Source organism: Novosphingobium sp. BL-S-34, assembly GCF_056857015.1.
This window is the reverse complement of record NZ_CM166472.1, coordinates 1,835,396-1,851,079: the sequence shown is the minus strand read 5'-3', so window position 1 is coordinate 1,851,079 and position 15,684 is coordinate 1,835,396. Positions and strand designations below refer to the sequence as shown.

Sequence of the window (15,684 nt, the reverse complement as noted above, 5' to 3'; positions counted from 1 at the left end):
GCCGGACGGGGAGGTCCCCGGTCCGGCCACCTGCTCATTCGCCGACGAGGACGAAAGGCGCCCATGTGGCGGGATGGGCCCCGCCAGGCACATGGGTGTCCTCAAGCACGGTCATCTGCGCGCGTCTCAGCGCCTCGGCGCGGCTGGTCCGGCCATGCGCCGCCCGCACGGTGCGCAGCGTCATGCGGCTGGCGACATCGTCGCGGACGGGCCAGTGCGACAGCAGGAGCGCGCGGGCTCCCGCCGAAACGAAAGCGCGGGCCAGGCCCGAATACGTCGGGGCATTCTCGCTCTCGCCCGCGCTGGTGTCGCAGGCCGAGAGAATCACCCAGTCCGCATCCAGGTTCAATCGCGCGATTTCCGAAGCGGTCAGCAGGCCATCTTCGGAGCCATCCGAGCCGGGGGCGGGCGTGAGCACCAGGGCAGGCTCCACCAGGTTGCGGTACGCGCCGCCGACGAGGCCGTGAGTGGCGAAGGCGATCACCCCGGCGGCTGAGAGCGGGGCTGCTTTCACGGCCGCCTCGGTCGCCCCCGCTCCCACGAGAACCTGGCGCTCTCCATGAAAAGACCGGGCCATGGCCTGAAGTTCCTGCGCTGCACCCGGCAGTTCGGGCAGGCCGGCGAGCGTGGATTCGAGGGAGTTCGTCCAGCTTTCCGTTCCGCCCCGGGGCAGAAGCGGCGCACCGATCCCGGCAAATCCGCGCGGGCGGGCATGGCGCTCGCCGGGGCGGGCGAGCGGCGCTGCGGTCACCAGCGTGCTCACGCCGTGATGGCGGGCGAGCCAGTCGGTCTGGCGCAGCGCCTGCGGATCGGCATCGTCGCCAGTCGGGGGCTTTGTCACCAGCGCGCCGAAGGGCAGGGCGGACAGCATGCCCGGCGCCAGGATCGCGACATCGCGGCTTTCCTGCAGCGCCCTGGCGATCGGCTGGGGGAACAGCAGCCGGTAGAGCTGGTAGGCCGAATCGCGGTCGAAGGCGGATTTGCCGTCGGTGAGCACGCCGTCCTCGATCGAGGCGCGAAGCCGCCGCTGCAATTCGGCAAGGCGGCGTCCGGGGATCGGCGTTTCCGCCGCCGTCACGGCCTTGCGGGTGACGGCCATGATCACCAGGCCCTCCGCGTCCTGCCCGTAGAGCAGGAGCGCCTGGCCCGGCGCCAGTCGGGACCGGGCGGCGGCCAGGCTGGCAGGTTCGAAACCCGTCAGCGAGGCATAGCCGGGCACCAGCGCGCCGATCCGTTTGTCCAGTGCGCGGAGGTTTTCCTCGGCTGCGGCGATCCTCTCGGCGGTCGTGTCGGGGCTCTCGTTCGGGCTTGCGCCGGTCCGGTCCCGGGTGAGCGCGCGGTCGCGCTGCTTGTGCAATTCGCGCAGTTCGGCGCTGGCGGAGAGATAGGCGCGGATCGCGGCATTGGCCTCGGGACCATAGCGATCGGCAATGGCGTCGACGGAAGTGAACGCGGTCTGGAGATCGCCCATCCCCGCCATCTGCAAGGCGTCGAACGCGGTTTCCCGGTCCCCTGCGGCGATGGCGATCCGGGCTTCGAGGACGAATGTGCCCGCGGCCTGGTCGCGAAGGCGAATCGTGCCGGTGGCGGCGCTGGTGCGATCCAGCAGATGGCTGCGCAGAGGCTCGAGTGCGGGCTTTGCCGCAGCGAGCGCCGCTGCCGGATCGCCCCGGCGGGCGTCGACGGCGGCGCGCAGGGCCAGCGCGGCCACCCGGTCGAGATTGGTCGGCAGCGCCCGGCGCGCATAGGCTGCATTGACATGGTCGAGCAGCGCCTGCGCCGCATCGATGTCTCCGGTGGCAAGGAGCAGTTTGGCCAGGCTGAGTTCGGCGCGGAGCACTTCGGGATCGTCGGGCGAGGCGGCGATGCGCCGCGCCATGCCCAGCGCCTTGCGGTCGAGCGCGAGGGCGCGGTCGATCTGGCCGTCGTCGCGGACGATCCGGGCGATCTGCCCGAAGACATTGGCGCCGGACATCGGCTGGTCCGAAGCGGGCAGCTTTTCGAAGATTTCCGCCGAGCGCTCGTAGAAACCCAAGGCGTCCTCGGAAAATCCGGCCAGATCCAGCGCATAGGCCACGGCATTGAGCGAATAGCCCAGATCGCGCGGGTCGGGATCGCTCTTGGCCATGCGCAAGTCCAGCGCCCGCCGCAGGATCGGCGTGGCCTGGGCGTAAAGCCCCGCATCGTTGAGCGCGGCGCCCAGCGCATTGAGCGTGGCCAGCGTCAGGCGGTGCTCCTTGCCGAGATGCGTGTCGGCCCAGATCGCGGCGGCGCGGGCGGCGGCGATCGCGGACGTCGAATCGCCGGCCTGAATCTGCAGGGTGCTGAGGGTTATGCCGTAGACGGCGGGACTCTCGTTGTTACGGCCCGTCCGCGTGCTGGCCAGGGTGGCCACGATCACGGCCTGCTGCACTTTGGGAATCGCTTCCAGAGGCAGTCCGCGGCGGTAGTCGATCAGCGCCAGCCCGTAGAGCGCGGCGGCATATTCGCTGCTGTCGCGCCCGGCGAGGGTCTCGCTCAATTCCAGTGCACGCAGCTTGTAGGTTCGCGCTTCGTCCAGCTTGCCCAGGCTGGAGAGTGCGGATCCGATGTTGTTGACGATTTCCGCGCGGCGCGGCGTCATGGGTTGATTCCGCGCGGTCATCTCCGCGTCGAAATCGCGAAAGCCCGCCAGCGCTTCCTTGTAGCGGCCCATCCAGAACAGCGCTTCGGCCCGGGTGGCTTCGGCCATGAGGCGGTCCACGGGATCGACGGCGCCGGCCTTGCGGGCACCGGCAAGTGCGGCATCGATCCGGCGGAGCGCGGCCTTGGGATCGCCCGAGGTGTCGTAGTCGGCAAGGGCGCGAAGTTCGGCCACGGCGGAAACTGGCCCGGGCGCTGCCGAGACTCCTGCCGCAGTCCGGGTCGAAGCCAGCGCCGCCGGAACGCCCACCGTCATTTCCGCCAGAAGGCCCGCTGCCAGGCAGGCCCAGAGCCGAGTCTTCATGCTTGCCCCCCGCCGTAAGTCGATGGCCGGGGCGAATCCCCTTCATCGAAACCGGCAACGCTCTTTCAAGGGCAGAAATCCGGGCTTCGAGCAAGCATCCAATTGTTCTGACAGCGCAAACCCTGCTTCAGGAGGGGCGCTCAGGCGTCTCCGGTGGCGACGGGCCGTGCCGGGTCGGCGATCCATTCGCTCCATGATCCGGGGTAGAGCCTTGGCTGCGGCAGGCCAGCCACAGCCATCGCCAGGGCATTGTGACAGGCGGTCACACCCGAGCCGCAGGAGAGCAGGGCCGGCTGCTCTGCCAGCAGGGCGGCGAAGGCGGCGCCGAGTTCGTCGGCCGGGCGGAAACGTCCATCGGCGGCGAGGTTGTCGCGGAAGAAGCGGTTGCGGGCGCCGGGGATATGCCCGGCTACCGGGTCGACGGGGTTGGGATCGCCCCGGAATCGCGACGGGTCGCGCGCGTCCAGCACTTGCGCCGCGCCTTGCTCGATATTGGCCAGGACCTCCCGCGCGGTGGCCGGCGAGGGGACGAGCGGATCGCCGGCGACGAAGTCGCCCGGCACGGCGGGTGCGGCGTCGCCGGTCTCCAGCGGCAGGCCGGCGGCCGTCCAGGCTTGCTTGCCGCCGTCGAGCACGGCGACCCTGGCGTGGCCGATCCAGCGCAGCAACCACCAGGCCCGCGCCGCCCAGGCGCCGCCGCTGGAATCGCAGGCCACCACCTGCTGGCCCTGCTTGAGTCCCTGAGTCCGCAGCCAGGCCGCGAAAGCGACGCGCGCGGGCAGCGGATGGCGGCCGTTGCTGCCATCGGGCGGGCCGGCCAGATCCTCGTCGACATGGGCGTAGCGCGCGCCCGGCAAGTGCCCGGCGCGATAGGCGGCACGGCCCTTGTCCGGCATGCCCAGTTCGAAATCGCAATCGAGCACCAGCACGTCCGCACCGTCCGCGAAGAGCGCGTGCAACTGCGGGACGGATATCAGCGTGTCGTAAGCCATCGGGAATGCCTCGGAGAAGAGATCGGAAGCCATTAGGCCAAAGCCGGGCGCGCTGTCGACGCCGCGCATCGCGAATAGCGCAGCACCGGGCGCAGGGGGATGACAGTGGGGAGAAAAGTCCGAACCTGGCTGGACGGAACGAAAACGGGCCGGGTTTCCGCTTGGGAAACCCGGCCCGCTTCAAGGCCGTCCGCCGAATTCCGGGATCAGGTCCCGGACCGGACTGCGGTTCAGGCCAGAGCGGCCTTCAGCGCGTCGGCAAGGTCGGTGCGTTCCCAGGGGAACAGGTCGCCTTCGGGCTTGCGGCCGAAGTGGCCGTAAGCAGCCGTCTTGCCGTAGATCGGCTTGTTGAGGCCAAGACCCGTGCGGATGCCGCGCGGGGTCAGGCCGCCGAGCTTGTCCGCTGCGACCTTGGCGATCGCCACTTCGAGATCCGCGTCGCTGGCCGAGCCGGTGCCGTGAGTATCGACATAGAGCGAAAGCGGCTCGGACACGCCGATCGCATAGGCGATCTGGATCGTGCAGCGCTTGGCGAGGCCGGCTGCGACGACGTTCTTCGCGAGGTAGCGCGTGACGTAGGCGGCCGAACGGTCGACCTTGGTGGGGTCCTTGCCCGAGAAGGCGCCGCCGCCGTGCGGAGCTGCACCGCCGTAGGTGTCGACGATGATCTTGCGGCCGGTCAGGCCGGCATCGCCGTCGGGGCCGCCGATTTCGAACTTGCCGGTGGGATTGATGTGGAACTTGGTGTTTTCGGTGACGAAGCCGGCGGGCAGGATCTCGCCCACGGCCTTCTTCACGTATTCCTTGAGTTCCGCGTCCTTGCCGCCTTCGTGGTAGCCGGCCTTGTGCTGGGTGGAGACGACCACGGCGGTCGCTTCCACGGGCACGCCGTCCTTGAAGCGCAGGGTCACCTGGCTCTTGGCGTCGGGTTCGAGGAACGGCGCGGCGCCCGAGTGACGGTCGGCCGCGAGGCGTTCGAGGATCTTGTGGCTGTAATCGAGCGTGGCCGGCATGAGGTCCGGCGTTTCGTCGCAGGCGAAACCGAACATGATGCCCTGGTCGCCGGCGCCTTCGTCCTTGTTGCCGGCCGAGTCCACGCCCTGCGCGATGTCCGCGCTCTGCGGGTGCAGGTGGTTCTCGAACAGCAGGTCCTGCCAGTGGAAGCCGGCCTGTTCGTAGCCGATGCGCTTCACGGTTTCACGGACGATGTGCTGGATTTCCTCCTGCGCGCCGTCTTCCCAGTGACCGTCCTTGTCGATCATGCCCTTGCCGCGCACTTCGCCGGCAAGGACGACACGCTGGGTGGTCGTCAGGGTTTCGCAGGCAACGCGGGCTTCCGGGTCCTTCGAAAGGAAGAGATCGACGATGGCGTCGGAAATCTGGTCCGAAACCTTGTCGGGATGGCCTTCCGAGACGCTCTCGGAGGTAAAGACATAGTCATTTCGCATCGTGACACCACATATAAAGAAATCTTTATGTGGGCACTGGTCTAGCGACGACGACGGCGGAGCGCAATAACGGAAAGCGCAAGCGTCCAGAAAGCCGTGGCAAGTGTCAGCGGCAGCAAGTTTCCGAATATTGCGAAAGGCGTCGGTTCGCGGGGCGGCGGGATGCGTCCGTCAAGCCTGCCAGCGCTGTGCCAGGGCACATAGGCGCGCACCAGGCCATCGGCATCGATCACCGCGCTGATCCCGGTGGTGGTGGAGCGCATGACCGGAAGCCCCTCCTCGATCGCGCGAAGCCGGGCCTGGGCGAGGTGCTGCGGCGGGCCCCAGCGTCCGAACCAGCCGTCGTTGGAAGGGTTGAAGATATAGTCCGGCCTCACGCGCGGGTCTGCCACCTGACCGCTGAAGACGATTTCGTAGCAGATCTGCACCCCCGCCTTGCCCCAGGCGCCGAGGTCGAACGTGCGCGGACCCGGTCCGGGCCAGAAATCCAGCGCGCCGGGCACGAGGCGCGTCGCGCCGAGCGGTTCCAGCAACCAGCGCAGCGCGAGGTACTCGCCATAAGGGACGAGATGGGCCTTCGAATAGCTCGCCAGCAGATTGCCGTTGCCGTCGATCATGGAGACCGAATTGCGTGCGGCGATGCCTTCGCCGTCCTTGATGACGAGGTCGACCGCGCCGGTCATCAGCACGGCGTAAGGGCCGATGACCCGGCCGATACGCTCGCGCGCCAATACGGGGTCCTCCGCATAGGTATACATGCGGTAGAGGAACTGCGGATAGCCATCGCGAATATAGTCGCCCAGGCCCGATTCCGGCCAGAACACCACGCGCCGGTCACCCGGCGCGCGCGGCAGGGACAAGCGCGCCAGCTTGACGAAATTGGCCTCATAGAAGCGCGGGTCGTCGATGAATTCCTGGCGAATGTCGGGCTGGACAAGCGTGTAGCGAACGGCGCCTTCGGCGCGCGCGGCCCAGGGGTCTGGCAGGGTCATCAGCGCCGCGAGCGGCCCGAACAGGGCGAGGGCAGGAAGTACCCAGGCCCAGCGTGCGCCGCCGCGCGATCTGCGCGAAAGCCGCCAGAGCAGGCCGGGGACACAGGCGATCAGCGCGAGGAGCCCGGACAGCCCATAGGTCCCCACCCAGGGCGCGAGCAGGGCCAGTCCGCGGGTATCGTGACCGCCGAGCATGGCCACGCCAAGCGGGTTCCAGGCAAAGCCGGTGAAGACCCAGGCCCGCAGCCATTCGGTGACGATCCAGGCTGGGGCAAAGGCCAGCGCGAGAAGCAGGAAAGCGCCGGGACCGGCGGCATTCGGCGGGCTTTCCGGGGTTCGGCCGCGGTCCAGCCGCAGCAGCAGCCAGGCGCCCAGCGCGGCGAGGCCCGGATATACCGCGAGATAGAGAGAGATCAGGCAGACGGCGATCATGCCCAGCCAGGCAGGCATCGAGGCCTGATAGGTAAAGGCCGTCGCGATCCAGTTGTCGCCGAGCGTGAAGTGACCGAGACCGAAGAACCAGCCGATGAAGAACGCGCGCTTCCCGGTGGACGCCCGCGCGATGAGTTCCACCAGCACGGCCACGCCCAGCAGGGTCAGCGGCCAGAGGCCCAGCGGTTGGAAGCCGCAGGCGGCGATGACGCCGGCCAGAATCGCGACAAGTCCGGCCGCAAGGCGCGGGCGGCGATCGAGGAAGTCCATTACGGGTTTCAGAGCCGGGCCTCGCGCCGATGGGAATCCAATGGCGCCGCTATGTAGGGGCCTGTCGTGGGAGGCAAGCGAAGTTCGTGAAAAGAGCGGATTTGCCTGCCCCTTCCCTGAACTGGCTCCGCATATTGCCGGGCCGGAAAAGCGACGACCCACGTCCTGCCTTGCGGCGAGACGTGGGTCGCGAAATGCTGGACGTTTCCGCCCGGCCGGTCAGGCTCTTACGAGTTGACGGCTTCCAGCGGGTTTTCACCGCCCTCGTCCGACGACGGCGCAGCCTTGCGGGTGCGGCGGCGACGGGGCTTTTCCTCGGCGGCCTCGGCCTCCTCGGTGGGCTTTTCAACCGGCTTTTCCGCAGCCTTGGCGGCGCGGGGTGCGCGCTTGGCCGGAGCGGCGGCGATGGCGGGCGGCAGGATCGCGGGATCGAGGTTGCCGGTCGGTTCGGCTTCCACGGCGGGAGCCTCCTCACCGGCATTTTCGCCCGCTGCTTCTTCGTCACGGCGGCCGCGCGGCTTGCGCTGCTTCAGGCCACGCGAGGCGCGATTGTCGCGAACGAACGGGTTTTCCGCCGGTTCGTAGACCATCGGATCGCCGGTGACTTCCGCCTCGTTGCCGGGTGCGGCAACCGCCTCTTCCTCGACCGATTCGGGGCGGGGAGCGCGCTCGTCGCGGCGGCTGTCGTCGCGACGGTTGTCTTCGCGGCGGGTATCCTCACGACGCCCATCCTCACGGCGGGTATCGTCACGACGGCTATCGTCACGGCGCGAATCTTCGCGGCGGGGCTGGCGCTCCTGGCGCTGCTCCTGCCGATCGAAGTTGCGCTCCGGACGCTCCTGGCGTTCCGAACGTTCCTGCCGTTCCGGGGCGGGCGATTCGTAGTCGCCATATTCGTCGACTGCGTAATCGTCGCCATAGTCGGAACCGCGATCGTCGCGGCGCGGCTGGCGCGAATCTTCTTGGCGTTGCTTTTGATCAGCAAGGACGCGGAAGTAGTGGTCTGCGAACTGGAGGTAATATTCCTCCTGCACGCGGTCACCATTCAGATGCGCGTCATGGGCCAGCTTCTTGTACTTCTCCAGCAACTGCGGCGCATTGCCGCGAGCCCTGCTGTCGATCCGATTGATCTGCTGACCGCCCTGCTGGCGATTGTTACCGCGGCCACGCCGACGGTTATTACCACGATTATTATTCAAGGATTATTTCCTCAAAAACCCAGGGCATCGGCCTGTTCCCGTCGGGCCGATCTGCCACACGTCACATGATCACGGATCGCCCCCGAGTGCCGTGAACTCCACCGTTGCCGGGTCGTAGCCACTTCAGGCCGCGACGATCTGCAAAGGTTGGAGGCGAACCACCCACATGGGAAATTCCATCCATGTGCTGGTTCGCCGTAATCCTTAGGCATTCCGGGCCGGAATTCCAAGTGAAAACTTACGCAGCTGTTGAAAACTCCAGCACCCTGGGACGATTTCCCAGATCGCGATGGAGGCGGCTGGAGAGGCCGCACTCGCTGCCGATCGCGGCGACGGGCTCGGCCTGTTCGTGGCCGATCTCCACCAGCGCGGCGCCGCCCGGGGCAAGCAGGCCCGGCAATTGCGGGATCAGCACGCGATAGTCGTCCAGCCCCAGTTCGCCCGCGTAGAGCGCGCTGGCCGGCTCGTACCCGGCGACGGAGCGGTCAAGCGTCACGGTCGTCTCGACATAGGGAGGATTGGCGAGAATCAGGTCGAACGGCCCGCCCAGCGCATCTGCCCAGCCGGGCGCGTGCCAATCGGCCAGCGCCATGCGGGCACGCGCGCCAAGGCCCAGCGCTCCGGCATTGCCGGTCGCCACCGCGAGCGCTCCGGGGGAACTGTCCACACCGACGCCGCGCGCTTCGGGCAAATTGGCGAGCACGGCCAGCAGCAGGGCGCCGGACCCGGTTCCGCAGTCCAGCACGGCGCGGGCGGCGGGCCGGGCGGCCAGTGCCGCCTCGACGAGAATCTCCGAATCCCCGCGCGGGATCAGCACGTCCGGCCCGACCGTGAACGGCAGGCCGAAGAACTCCTGAGCGCCGGTGATATAGGCGACGGGTTCGTGCTCCGCGCGGCGCGCGACCAATGCGGCGAAACCTGCGGGCGCTGGATCGCGCATGCGCGAGAGCAGCAGCGACGAGCGCGAGCAGCCGATGGCGTGGGCCATGAGCACTTCGGCGTCGAGACGGGCGGTGTCGCTGGTCGCGGAGAGAAGTCCGGCGGCTTCGCGAATCGCCTCGCCGGCCGTGAGCACGGGGTCAGTCATGGTTGGGCGCGGTCAGCAGGCGCGGGGCGCTTGACAGGCACCCGGCGCGAAAGCCGGATCCTCAAGCATCCATGGCCGCGAGACGCTTGGCCTCGTCCTCGGCCAGCAGAGCGTCGACCATTTCGGCAAGGCCCGGACCTTCGAGAATTTCGGGCAGGCGGTGCAGGGTCAGGTTGATGCGGTGATCGGTCACGCGGCCCTGCGGGAAATTGTAGGTGCGGATGCGCTCCGAACGGTCGCCCGAACCGACCATCGCCTTGCGGGCTTCGGCCTCGGCGCCATGGGCCTCTTCGCGCATCTTCTCGTAGAGACGCGCGCGCAGGACCTGCATGGCCTTGGCCTTGTTCTTGTGCTGGCTGCGCTCGTCCTGGCAGATCACCACGAGATTGCTGGGCAAGTGCGTGATGCGCACGGCCGAATCGGTGGTGTTGACGTGCTGGCCGCCCGCGCCTGAGGCGCGGAAGATGTCGATCTTGAGGTCCTTGTCCTCGATCTGGACGTCGACTTCGCTCGGTTCGGGCAGCACCGCGACGGTCGCCGCCGAAGTGTGGATACGGCCGCCCGATTCGGTGACCGGCACGCGCTGGACCCGGTGGACGCCGCTCTCAAACTTCAGCTTGGCGAAGACGCCCGCGCCGGCGACATTGGCGACCACTTCCTTGAAGCCGCCGAGATCGTTGGCGTTGACGGAGATCATCTCGACCCGCCAGCCCTGTTCCGCGGCATAGCGCTCGTACATGCGATAGAGGTCGGCCGCGAAGAGGGCGGCTTCGTCACCGCCGGTGCCGGCGCGGATCTCCAGCATGGCCGGGCGCACGTCCGCCGCGTCGCGCGGGAGCATGGCGATGGCCAGCTGCCGCTCGGCCTCGGGCAGTTCGGCCTTGATCCGGTGAATTTCCTCCTCGGCCAGGGCGCGCATGTCGGGGTCGGGGTCTTCCAGCGTCTGGAGCGATTCCATTTCCCCGCGCATCGACACGACTTCGGCAGCGACGCGCGCCACCGGTTCCAGCTCGGCATAGTCGCGGCTGGCGGTAACGAAAGCGTCGCCTTCCAGCGTGCCCGAGGCGAGGCGTGCCTCAAGCTCGGAGAAACGCGCGGCGATCTGCGCCAGACGGGTGTCGGATATGCTCACGGATGGACCGACTGGAGGACCTGCTCGACCGCGAGATATTCGGCGGTCGGCTCGGCCGCGCGCAAGTTGGCGCTGGGCTGGCCGTCCTTGGCGCCGAACGAGACGAGCACCTTGGCGCCCATCTTCACGGCCTTGTCGAAGCGCTTGCGGGGGCTGCCGGTGGCGACCATCTCCGCGTCGAGGCCCTGGAAACGCAGCGCGGTGATGACCTTCTGGGCATAACCCAGCGCGGCATCGTCCTCGACCGCAAGCACCACGGTCAGCGGCGCTTCGGTGAGCGTGCCGGCATCGGTTACCAGCATGGCGAGTCGCTCGATCCCTGCCGCCCAGCCCACGGCCGGGGTGGCAGCGCCGCCGAGGCTTTCCATCAGTCCGTCATAGCGGCCGCCGCCGAGCACGGTGCCCTGCGCGCCGAGGCGGGTGGTGACGAATTCGAAGGCGGTGTGGCGATAGTAGTCCAGCCCGCGCACCAGCGACGGCGCGCGCTCATAGGCGACGCCGGCGGCATCGAGCCCGGCAGTCACCGCGGCGAAGAAGTCCTGCGCCTCTGCCGAGAGATAGGCGTCGATCTTCGGCGCATCGCCGACGAAGACCTTGTCGCGCGGGTCCTTGGAATCGAGGATGCGCAGCGGGTTGCGTTCGAGGCGGTCCTGCGAATCCTCGGACAATTCCGCCTTGTGAGCGCGGAAATATTCGATCAGCGCCGCGCGCCAGGCATCGCGGCTGGCAACGTCGCCCAGGGTGTTGAGCTGGAGCGCCACGCCGTCGGAAATGCCGAGTTCCTTCAGCAGGTGGTCGGCCATGACCAGCAGTTCCACGTCGGCCAGCGGCTCGGGCGAGCCGATCAGTTCGGCGTCGATCTGGTGGAACTGGCGGTAGCGGCCCTTCTGCGGGCGTTCGTAGCGGAACAGCGGGCCGTGAGTGGCGACCTTGAGCGGGGCGAACTGCTTCCAGCCATCGGTCAGGTAGGCGCGAGCCAGCCCGGCGGTGAATTCGGGGCGCAGGGTCAGCGATTCGCCGCCGCGATCCTCGAACGAGTACATTTCCTTGGACACCACGTCGGTGGTCTCGCCGATCGAACGCGAGAACACTTCGGTCTTTTCGAAGACCGGCATCTCCACGCGGCGGAAACGGTAGAGCTTGCGGACACGCTCGAACGTCGCGACGACATGGGAGAAAGCCTCGGCATCGGTGCCGAAGATGTCCTGGGTTCCGCGAATAGCCTGTGGTGTGGTGCTCATGACGCGCGCGCTTAGCCCGATTGCAGCGGCGGGGAAAGTGGCCCCGGCCGGTTTAGTGGATTGGACGGTTGCCAAATCGGGCAACTGTCGCAAAGAATGACGTAATGAAATATCGTTCCGCGGTCGTCACGCTCCTCGCCCTTCTCTCCGTATCAACCCCGGCCCTCGCGCAGGACACGGCGCAGCGCAGCCGTCCTGCGGCCCCCGCGCTGCCCGCACCGCTTCCCGCCGCGCAGGACAAGGCCTATCCCGGCACGATCGCGCTCGACATCGATGCCAGCGATGTCGTCCACGGCGTCTACCGCGTCACGCAGCAATTCCCCGTTGCGGCCGGGACCGACAAGCTGATCCTCGTCCAGCCGAGCTGGCTGCCGGGCAACCATTCGCCCACCGGCCCCGCGGCGCTGCTCGCGCAGGTCCATTTCTTTGCCGATGGCAAGGAGATCAAGTGGCAGCGCGACACCGTGGCCGTGAACGCCTTCCATCTGGAACTGCCGGCAGGAACGCAGGTCGTCACGGCCAGGTTCATCCACACCTCGCCGGTGCAGGCCAAGGAAGGCCGCATCACCATGACGCGGGAAATGCTGAACCTGCAGTGGGAAAAGATGAGCCTCTATCCCTCGGGCTACTACACCCGCGGGTTGACCGTGAAGCCCACCGTCAAGTTCCCGGCCGGCTGGACCGTCTACACCGCGCTCGATGGCAAAAGCCAGCAGGGCGACACCGTGACCTGGGCGCCGACCGACTACGAGCGTCTGGTCGACGAACCGATCTTCGCGGGCAAGTACGCCCAGCGCTGGGACCTTGGCCATGACGTCAGCATGGACGTGGTGGCGGACGAGGCCAAGCTGCTCGGCATCAAGCCCGAGAACATGAAGACCTACCGCAACCTCGTCTCGGAAGCGCTGCTGACGTTCGGCGCGCGCCACTTCGACCATTACGACTTCCTGCTGGCCCTGACGGACCGCATGGGCGGGATCGGCCTGGAGCACCATCGTTCGAGCGAAAACCAGATGGAGCCTAAGGTCTGGACCGAGTGGGACAAGATGGACTTCGATCGCAACGTGATCCCGCACGAATTCGTCCATAGCTGGAACGGCAAGTATCGCCGCCCGGCCGATCTGTGGACGCCGGACTACCAGCAGCCGATGCAGAACACGCTGCTCTGGGTCTATGAGGGCCAGACCCAGTTCTGGGGCTATATCCTGGCCGCGCGTTCGGGCGTGCAGACCAAGCAGACCATCCTCGACACGCTGGCCGGCGCGGTCGCGCGCTATGCGGAAGCGACGCCGGGGCGCGGCTGGCGTTCGGTGGAGGACACCACGTTCGCGCCGGTCCTCAACATGCGCCGCCCGCTGCCCTACACCTCGGTCACCCGCACCGAGGACTACTATGTGGAAGGCGCGCTGACCTGGCTCGAAGCGGACCAGATCATCCGCCAGGGCACCGGCGGCAAGAAAGGCCTCGACGATTTCGCCAAGGCCTTCTTCGGCGTTCGCGACGGCGATTGGGGCGAACTGACGTACGACTTCGACGAAGTCGTCAAGACGCTGAACGGCGTCTACCCCTACGACTGGGCCAGCTTCCTCAAGACCCGCATCTACGACACCAACCAGCCCGCGCCGACCAAGGGCGTGGAGATGGCCGGATACAAGCTGGTCTGGAAGGACACCCAGAACGGCTATGAGAAGGGCATCGCGGATTCGCGCAAGTCGCTGGACCTCAGCTATTCGCTGGGTGTCTCGCTGGACAACGAGGGCACCGTGACGGGCGCCGTGTTCGATGGACTGGGCTACAATGCCGGTCTCGTCAGCGGGGTGAAGGTCATGGCGGTGAACGGCACCGCCTATAGCGGCGAGACTATCAAGGACGCGATCACCGCGGCCAAGACCGCGAAAGAGCCGATCTCGCTGCTGGTGAAGCGCGGCGATGCCTTCAGCACCGTGACCATCGACTATCACGGCGGCCTGCGCTGGCCGTGGCTGGAAAGCACCACGCCGGGCAAGGTGAACGGGCTCGACCGCCTGCTGGCGCCGCGCAGCAAGTAACGCTCAGTCCGCGCGGGGGTCATCGCGCAAGTTAGCCTTTGCAGGCAACGAGATAGCCCGGAAGCGGATCCCCGTCCGCTTCCGGGTTTTTTCGTGCCGGGCCATCGGTGTCTGAGGGGATTCGTCTATCGCAGCGGCGCATGTGTCGCAAACTGGCTACATCTACCACGATAAGGCAGTTGCGGTGCATAAGTTGCAAGGCTAAGCCCCGCGGTCAAAGACTAACCGGCACTATTGACCCGTGCCTGTAATGAAGGACCAACATGCGCATCGACATGATTCCTGTCGGCAAGAACCCGCCGGAGAGCCTGAACGTCATCATCGAGGTCCCCATCGGCGGTGAGCCCGTGAAGTACGAGTTCGACAAGGACTCCGGCGCCCTGTTCGTCGATCGTATCCTGCACACTCCGATGCGCTATCCGGCGAATTACGGTTTCGTGCCGCACACCCTGTCGCCCGACGGTGATCCGCTCGACGCGCTGGTCGTCGCGCGCTCGCCCTTCGTCCCCGGAGCGGTGGTGCGCGTTCGCCCGATCGCGGTGCTGAACCTGGAAGACGAGCACGGCGGCGACGAGAAGCTGGTCTGCGTGCCTGACGACAAGACCTTCCCTTACTATTCCGACGTTCAGGAAAAGGGCGATCTGCCGCCGATCGTGTTCAGCCAGATCGAGCACTTCTTCACTCACTACAAGGATCTCGAGGCCGAAAAGTGGGTCCGCGTCGGCACCTGGGGCGGCGCTGAGGAAGCCCGCCGCATCGTCGTCGAGGCGATCGAACGCTACGAGACCGAGGGCAAGAAGGCCGAGGCCTGATCTTCCTCCAGTAATTCCACCACCCCCCATGTGGAACGAAGGGCCGGCGGTGCAAACCGCCGGCCCTTTACATTTGTCCGGGCAAGCCTGGCCCCATAGGCGAGGCTGCGGCCCGCCGGTCTGGCCTGAGCCCTGACCGGGGGCCAGGCCCCTCTCAGGTCACCACGCGACCGCCGTTGACGCCGATGGTCTGGCCGGTGACGTAGCCCGAATCCTCGTGGCAGAGCCAGGCGCAGGCATTGGCGATGTCGTCCGGTTCGCCAAGGCGGCGTACCGGGACCGACTGCAGCAGCACCTCGGTCGGGATCTGGAAGCGGTCGCGGTTCGCTTCCGACATGATCGTCCCCATCACCGATCCGGGCGGGATGTTGTTCACGGTGATCCCGTAAGGCCCGAATTCCTGCGCCATGGAGCGGGTCATGGTCACCACCGCGCCTTTCGAGGACGAATAGGGGATCATGTTTATCGCCCCGGTCTGCGCGCTGGAGGACGATATATTGACGATCCGGCCCCAGGCCGCCGCTTTCATGTCGGGCAGGCACTCCTGCGTCATGATGAACGGGCCGCGCACGTTGACGGCGTAGATGAAGTCCCAGCGCTCGTCCGTGAGTTCCTCGAACGGCGTGAAGTCGGTGACGCCTGCATTGTTGACCAGGATCGAGATCGGCCCCAGCGCCTCGCGCACCTGTTCCACGGCGGCCTGCACCGAGGCCCGGCTCGACACGTCGGCCCCCACGGCCAGGGCCGTGCCGCCCGCCTCGCGAATGGCAGCGACGGTATCGGCGCAGCGCTCGGCATCGAGGTCGAGCACGGCGACGGCCACGCCCTGTCTGGCCAGCCGCCTGGAGCAGGCCGCGCCGATGCCGGCGGCGGCGCCGGTGACGATGGCAACCTTGTAGGACACACGCATTCTCCCGTTGCGGCGCCTGTCTCGGCCTGGATCGATGGCCGGGCCCGGCGCGCTTCCCCACCGGGCTAGACCGAAACGGCTGCCATCAGAAGAGGTGTGCTGAACGGGTGTTCAAGAATTCGCCGGAGCGAAGCG

11 protein-coding genes are annotated in these 15,684 nt (G+C 67.3%); 2 read left to right on the top strand and 9 right to left on the bottom strand.

Translation table 11 applies throughout. The features are described from left to right. Nucleotides 1-34: 34 nt before the first annotated feature. From AC1VV3_RS08795 to hisS, 8 genes are all read right to left on the bottom strand, one after another. Nucleotides 35-2,986, bottom strand: a complete 2,952-nt coding sequence (locus AC1VV3_RS08795; protein ID WP_482961562.1) for a CHAT domain-containing protein — start codon at nt 2,984-2,986, stop codon at nt 35-37. 140 nt (nt 2,987-3,126) lie between these two features. Beyond that, nucleotides 3,127-4,011: a sulfurtransferase gene (locus AC1VV3_RS08790; RefSeq protein WP_482961561.1), complete on the bottom strand. Its 885-nt coding sequence runs from the start codon at nt 4,009-4,011 to the stop codon at nt 3,127-3,129. A gap of 197 nt (nt 4,012-4,208) precedes the next feature. Further along, nucleotides 4,209-5,426 carry a methionine adenosyltransferase gene (gene metK, locus AC1VV3_RS08785; RefSeq protein WP_132264560.1) on the bottom strand — a complete coding sequence of 406 codons (1,218 nt, stop codon included), beginning with the start codon at nt 5,424-5,426 and terminating at the stop codon, nt 4,209-4,211. 41 nt (nt 5,427-5,467) lie between these two features. Next, complete coding sequence (gene lnt / locus AC1VV3_RS08780; protein WP_482961560.1) at nt 5,468-7,120, bottom strand: apolipoprotein N-acyltransferase; 1,653 nt, start codon at nt 7,118-7,120, stop codon at nt 5,468-5,470. A 227-nt stretch (nt 7,121-7,347) separates the two neighbouring features. Then, entirely contained in the window at nt 7,348-8,319 is a 972-nt protein-coding gene (locus AC1VV3_RS08775; protein ID WP_482961559.1) for a DUF4167 domain-containing protein, read from the bottom strand. 238 nt (nt 8,320-8,557) lie between these two features. Beyond that, nucleotides 8,558-9,406, bottom strand: coding sequence for a peptide chain release factor N(5)-glutamine methyltransferase (prmC, locus tag AC1VV3_RS08770; protein WP_482961558.1), 849 nt, complete (start codon nt 9,404-9,406; stop codon nt 8,558-8,560). Nucleotides 9,407-9,467: 61 nt separating this feature from the next. Further along, on the bottom strand, nt 9,468-10,538 hold the full coding sequence (gene prfA / locus AC1VV3_RS08765) for a peptide chain release factor 1 (RefSeq protein WP_132264567.1): 1,071 nt from the start codon (nt 10,536-10,538) through the stop codon (nt 9,468-9,470). Then, nucleotides 10,535-11,779, bottom strand: a complete 1,245-nt coding sequence (hisS, locus tag AC1VV3_RS08760; protein ID WP_482961557.1) for a histidine--tRNA ligase — start codon at nt 11,777-11,779, stop codon at nt 10,535-10,537. Before hisS ends, prfA begins: the two co-directional genes overlap by 4 nt. 104 nt (nt 11,780-11,883) lie before the next feature. Here hisS and AC1VV3_RS08755 point away from each other — a divergent pair, with 104 nt between their 5' ends. Beyond that, nucleotides 11,884-13,827, top strand: a complete 1,944-nt coding sequence (locus tag AC1VV3_RS08755) for a M61 family metallopeptidase (RefSeq protein WP_465127597.1) — start codon at nt 11,884-11,886, stop codon at nt 13,825-13,827. A gap of 263 nt (nt 13,828-14,090) precedes the next feature. Continuing rightward, on the top strand, nt 14,091-14,639 hold the full coding sequence (ppa, locus tag AC1VV3_RS08750; protein ID WP_132264572.1) for an inorganic diphosphatase: 549 nt from the start codon (nt 14,091-14,093) through the stop codon (nt 14,637-14,639). A gap of 154 nt (nt 14,640-14,793) precedes the next feature. On the opposite strand, the gene AC1VV3_RS08745 is transcribed toward ppa, so the two are convergent. After that, nucleotides 14,794-15,549: an SDR family NAD(P)-dependent oxidoreductase gene (locus AC1VV3_RS08745; protein ID WP_165921362.1), complete on the bottom strand. Its 756-nt coding sequence runs from the start codon at nt 15,547-15,549 to the stop codon at nt 14,794-14,796. Nucleotides 15,550-15,684: the final 135 nt, after the last annotated feature.

Bases quoted from the DNA above. Each gene is read 5' to 3' on its own strand.
- ppa (WP_132264572.1), top strand. From the start codon at position 14,091: ATGCGCATCGACATGATTCCTGTCGGCAAGAACCCGCCGGAGAGCCTG.
- AC1VV3_RS08790 (WP_482961561.1), bottom strand. From the start codon at position 4,011: ATGGCTTCCGATCTCTTCTCCGAGGCATTCCCGATGGCTTACGACACG.
- prmC (WP_482961558.1), bottom strand. From the start codon at position 9,406: ATGACTGACCCCGTGCTCACGGCCGGCGAGGCGATTCGCGAAGCCGCC.
- lnt (WP_482961560.1), bottom strand. From the start codon at position 7,120: ATGGACTTCCTCGATCGCCGCCCGCGCCTTGCGGCCGGACTTGTCGCG.
- hisS (WP_482961557.1), bottom strand. From the start codon at position 11,779: ATGAGCACCACACCACAGGCTATTCGCGGAACCCAGGACATCTTCGGC.
- AC1VV3_RS08745 (WP_165921362.1), bottom strand. From the start codon at position 15,549: ATGCGTGTGTCCTACAAGGTTGCCATCGTCACCGGCGCCGCCGCCGGC.
- metK (WP_132264560.1), bottom strand. From the start codon at position 5,426: ATGCGAAATGACTATGTCTTTACCTCCGAGAGCGTCTCGGAAGGCCAT.
- AC1VV3_RS08755 (WP_465127597.1), top strand. From the start codon at position 11,884: ATGAAATATCGTTCCGCGGTCGTCACGCTCCTCGCCCTTCTCTCCGTA.
- AC1VV3_RS08795 (WP_482961562.1), bottom strand. From the start codon at position 2,986: ATGAAGACTCGGCTCTGGGCCTGCCTGGCAGCGGGCCTTCTGGCGGAA.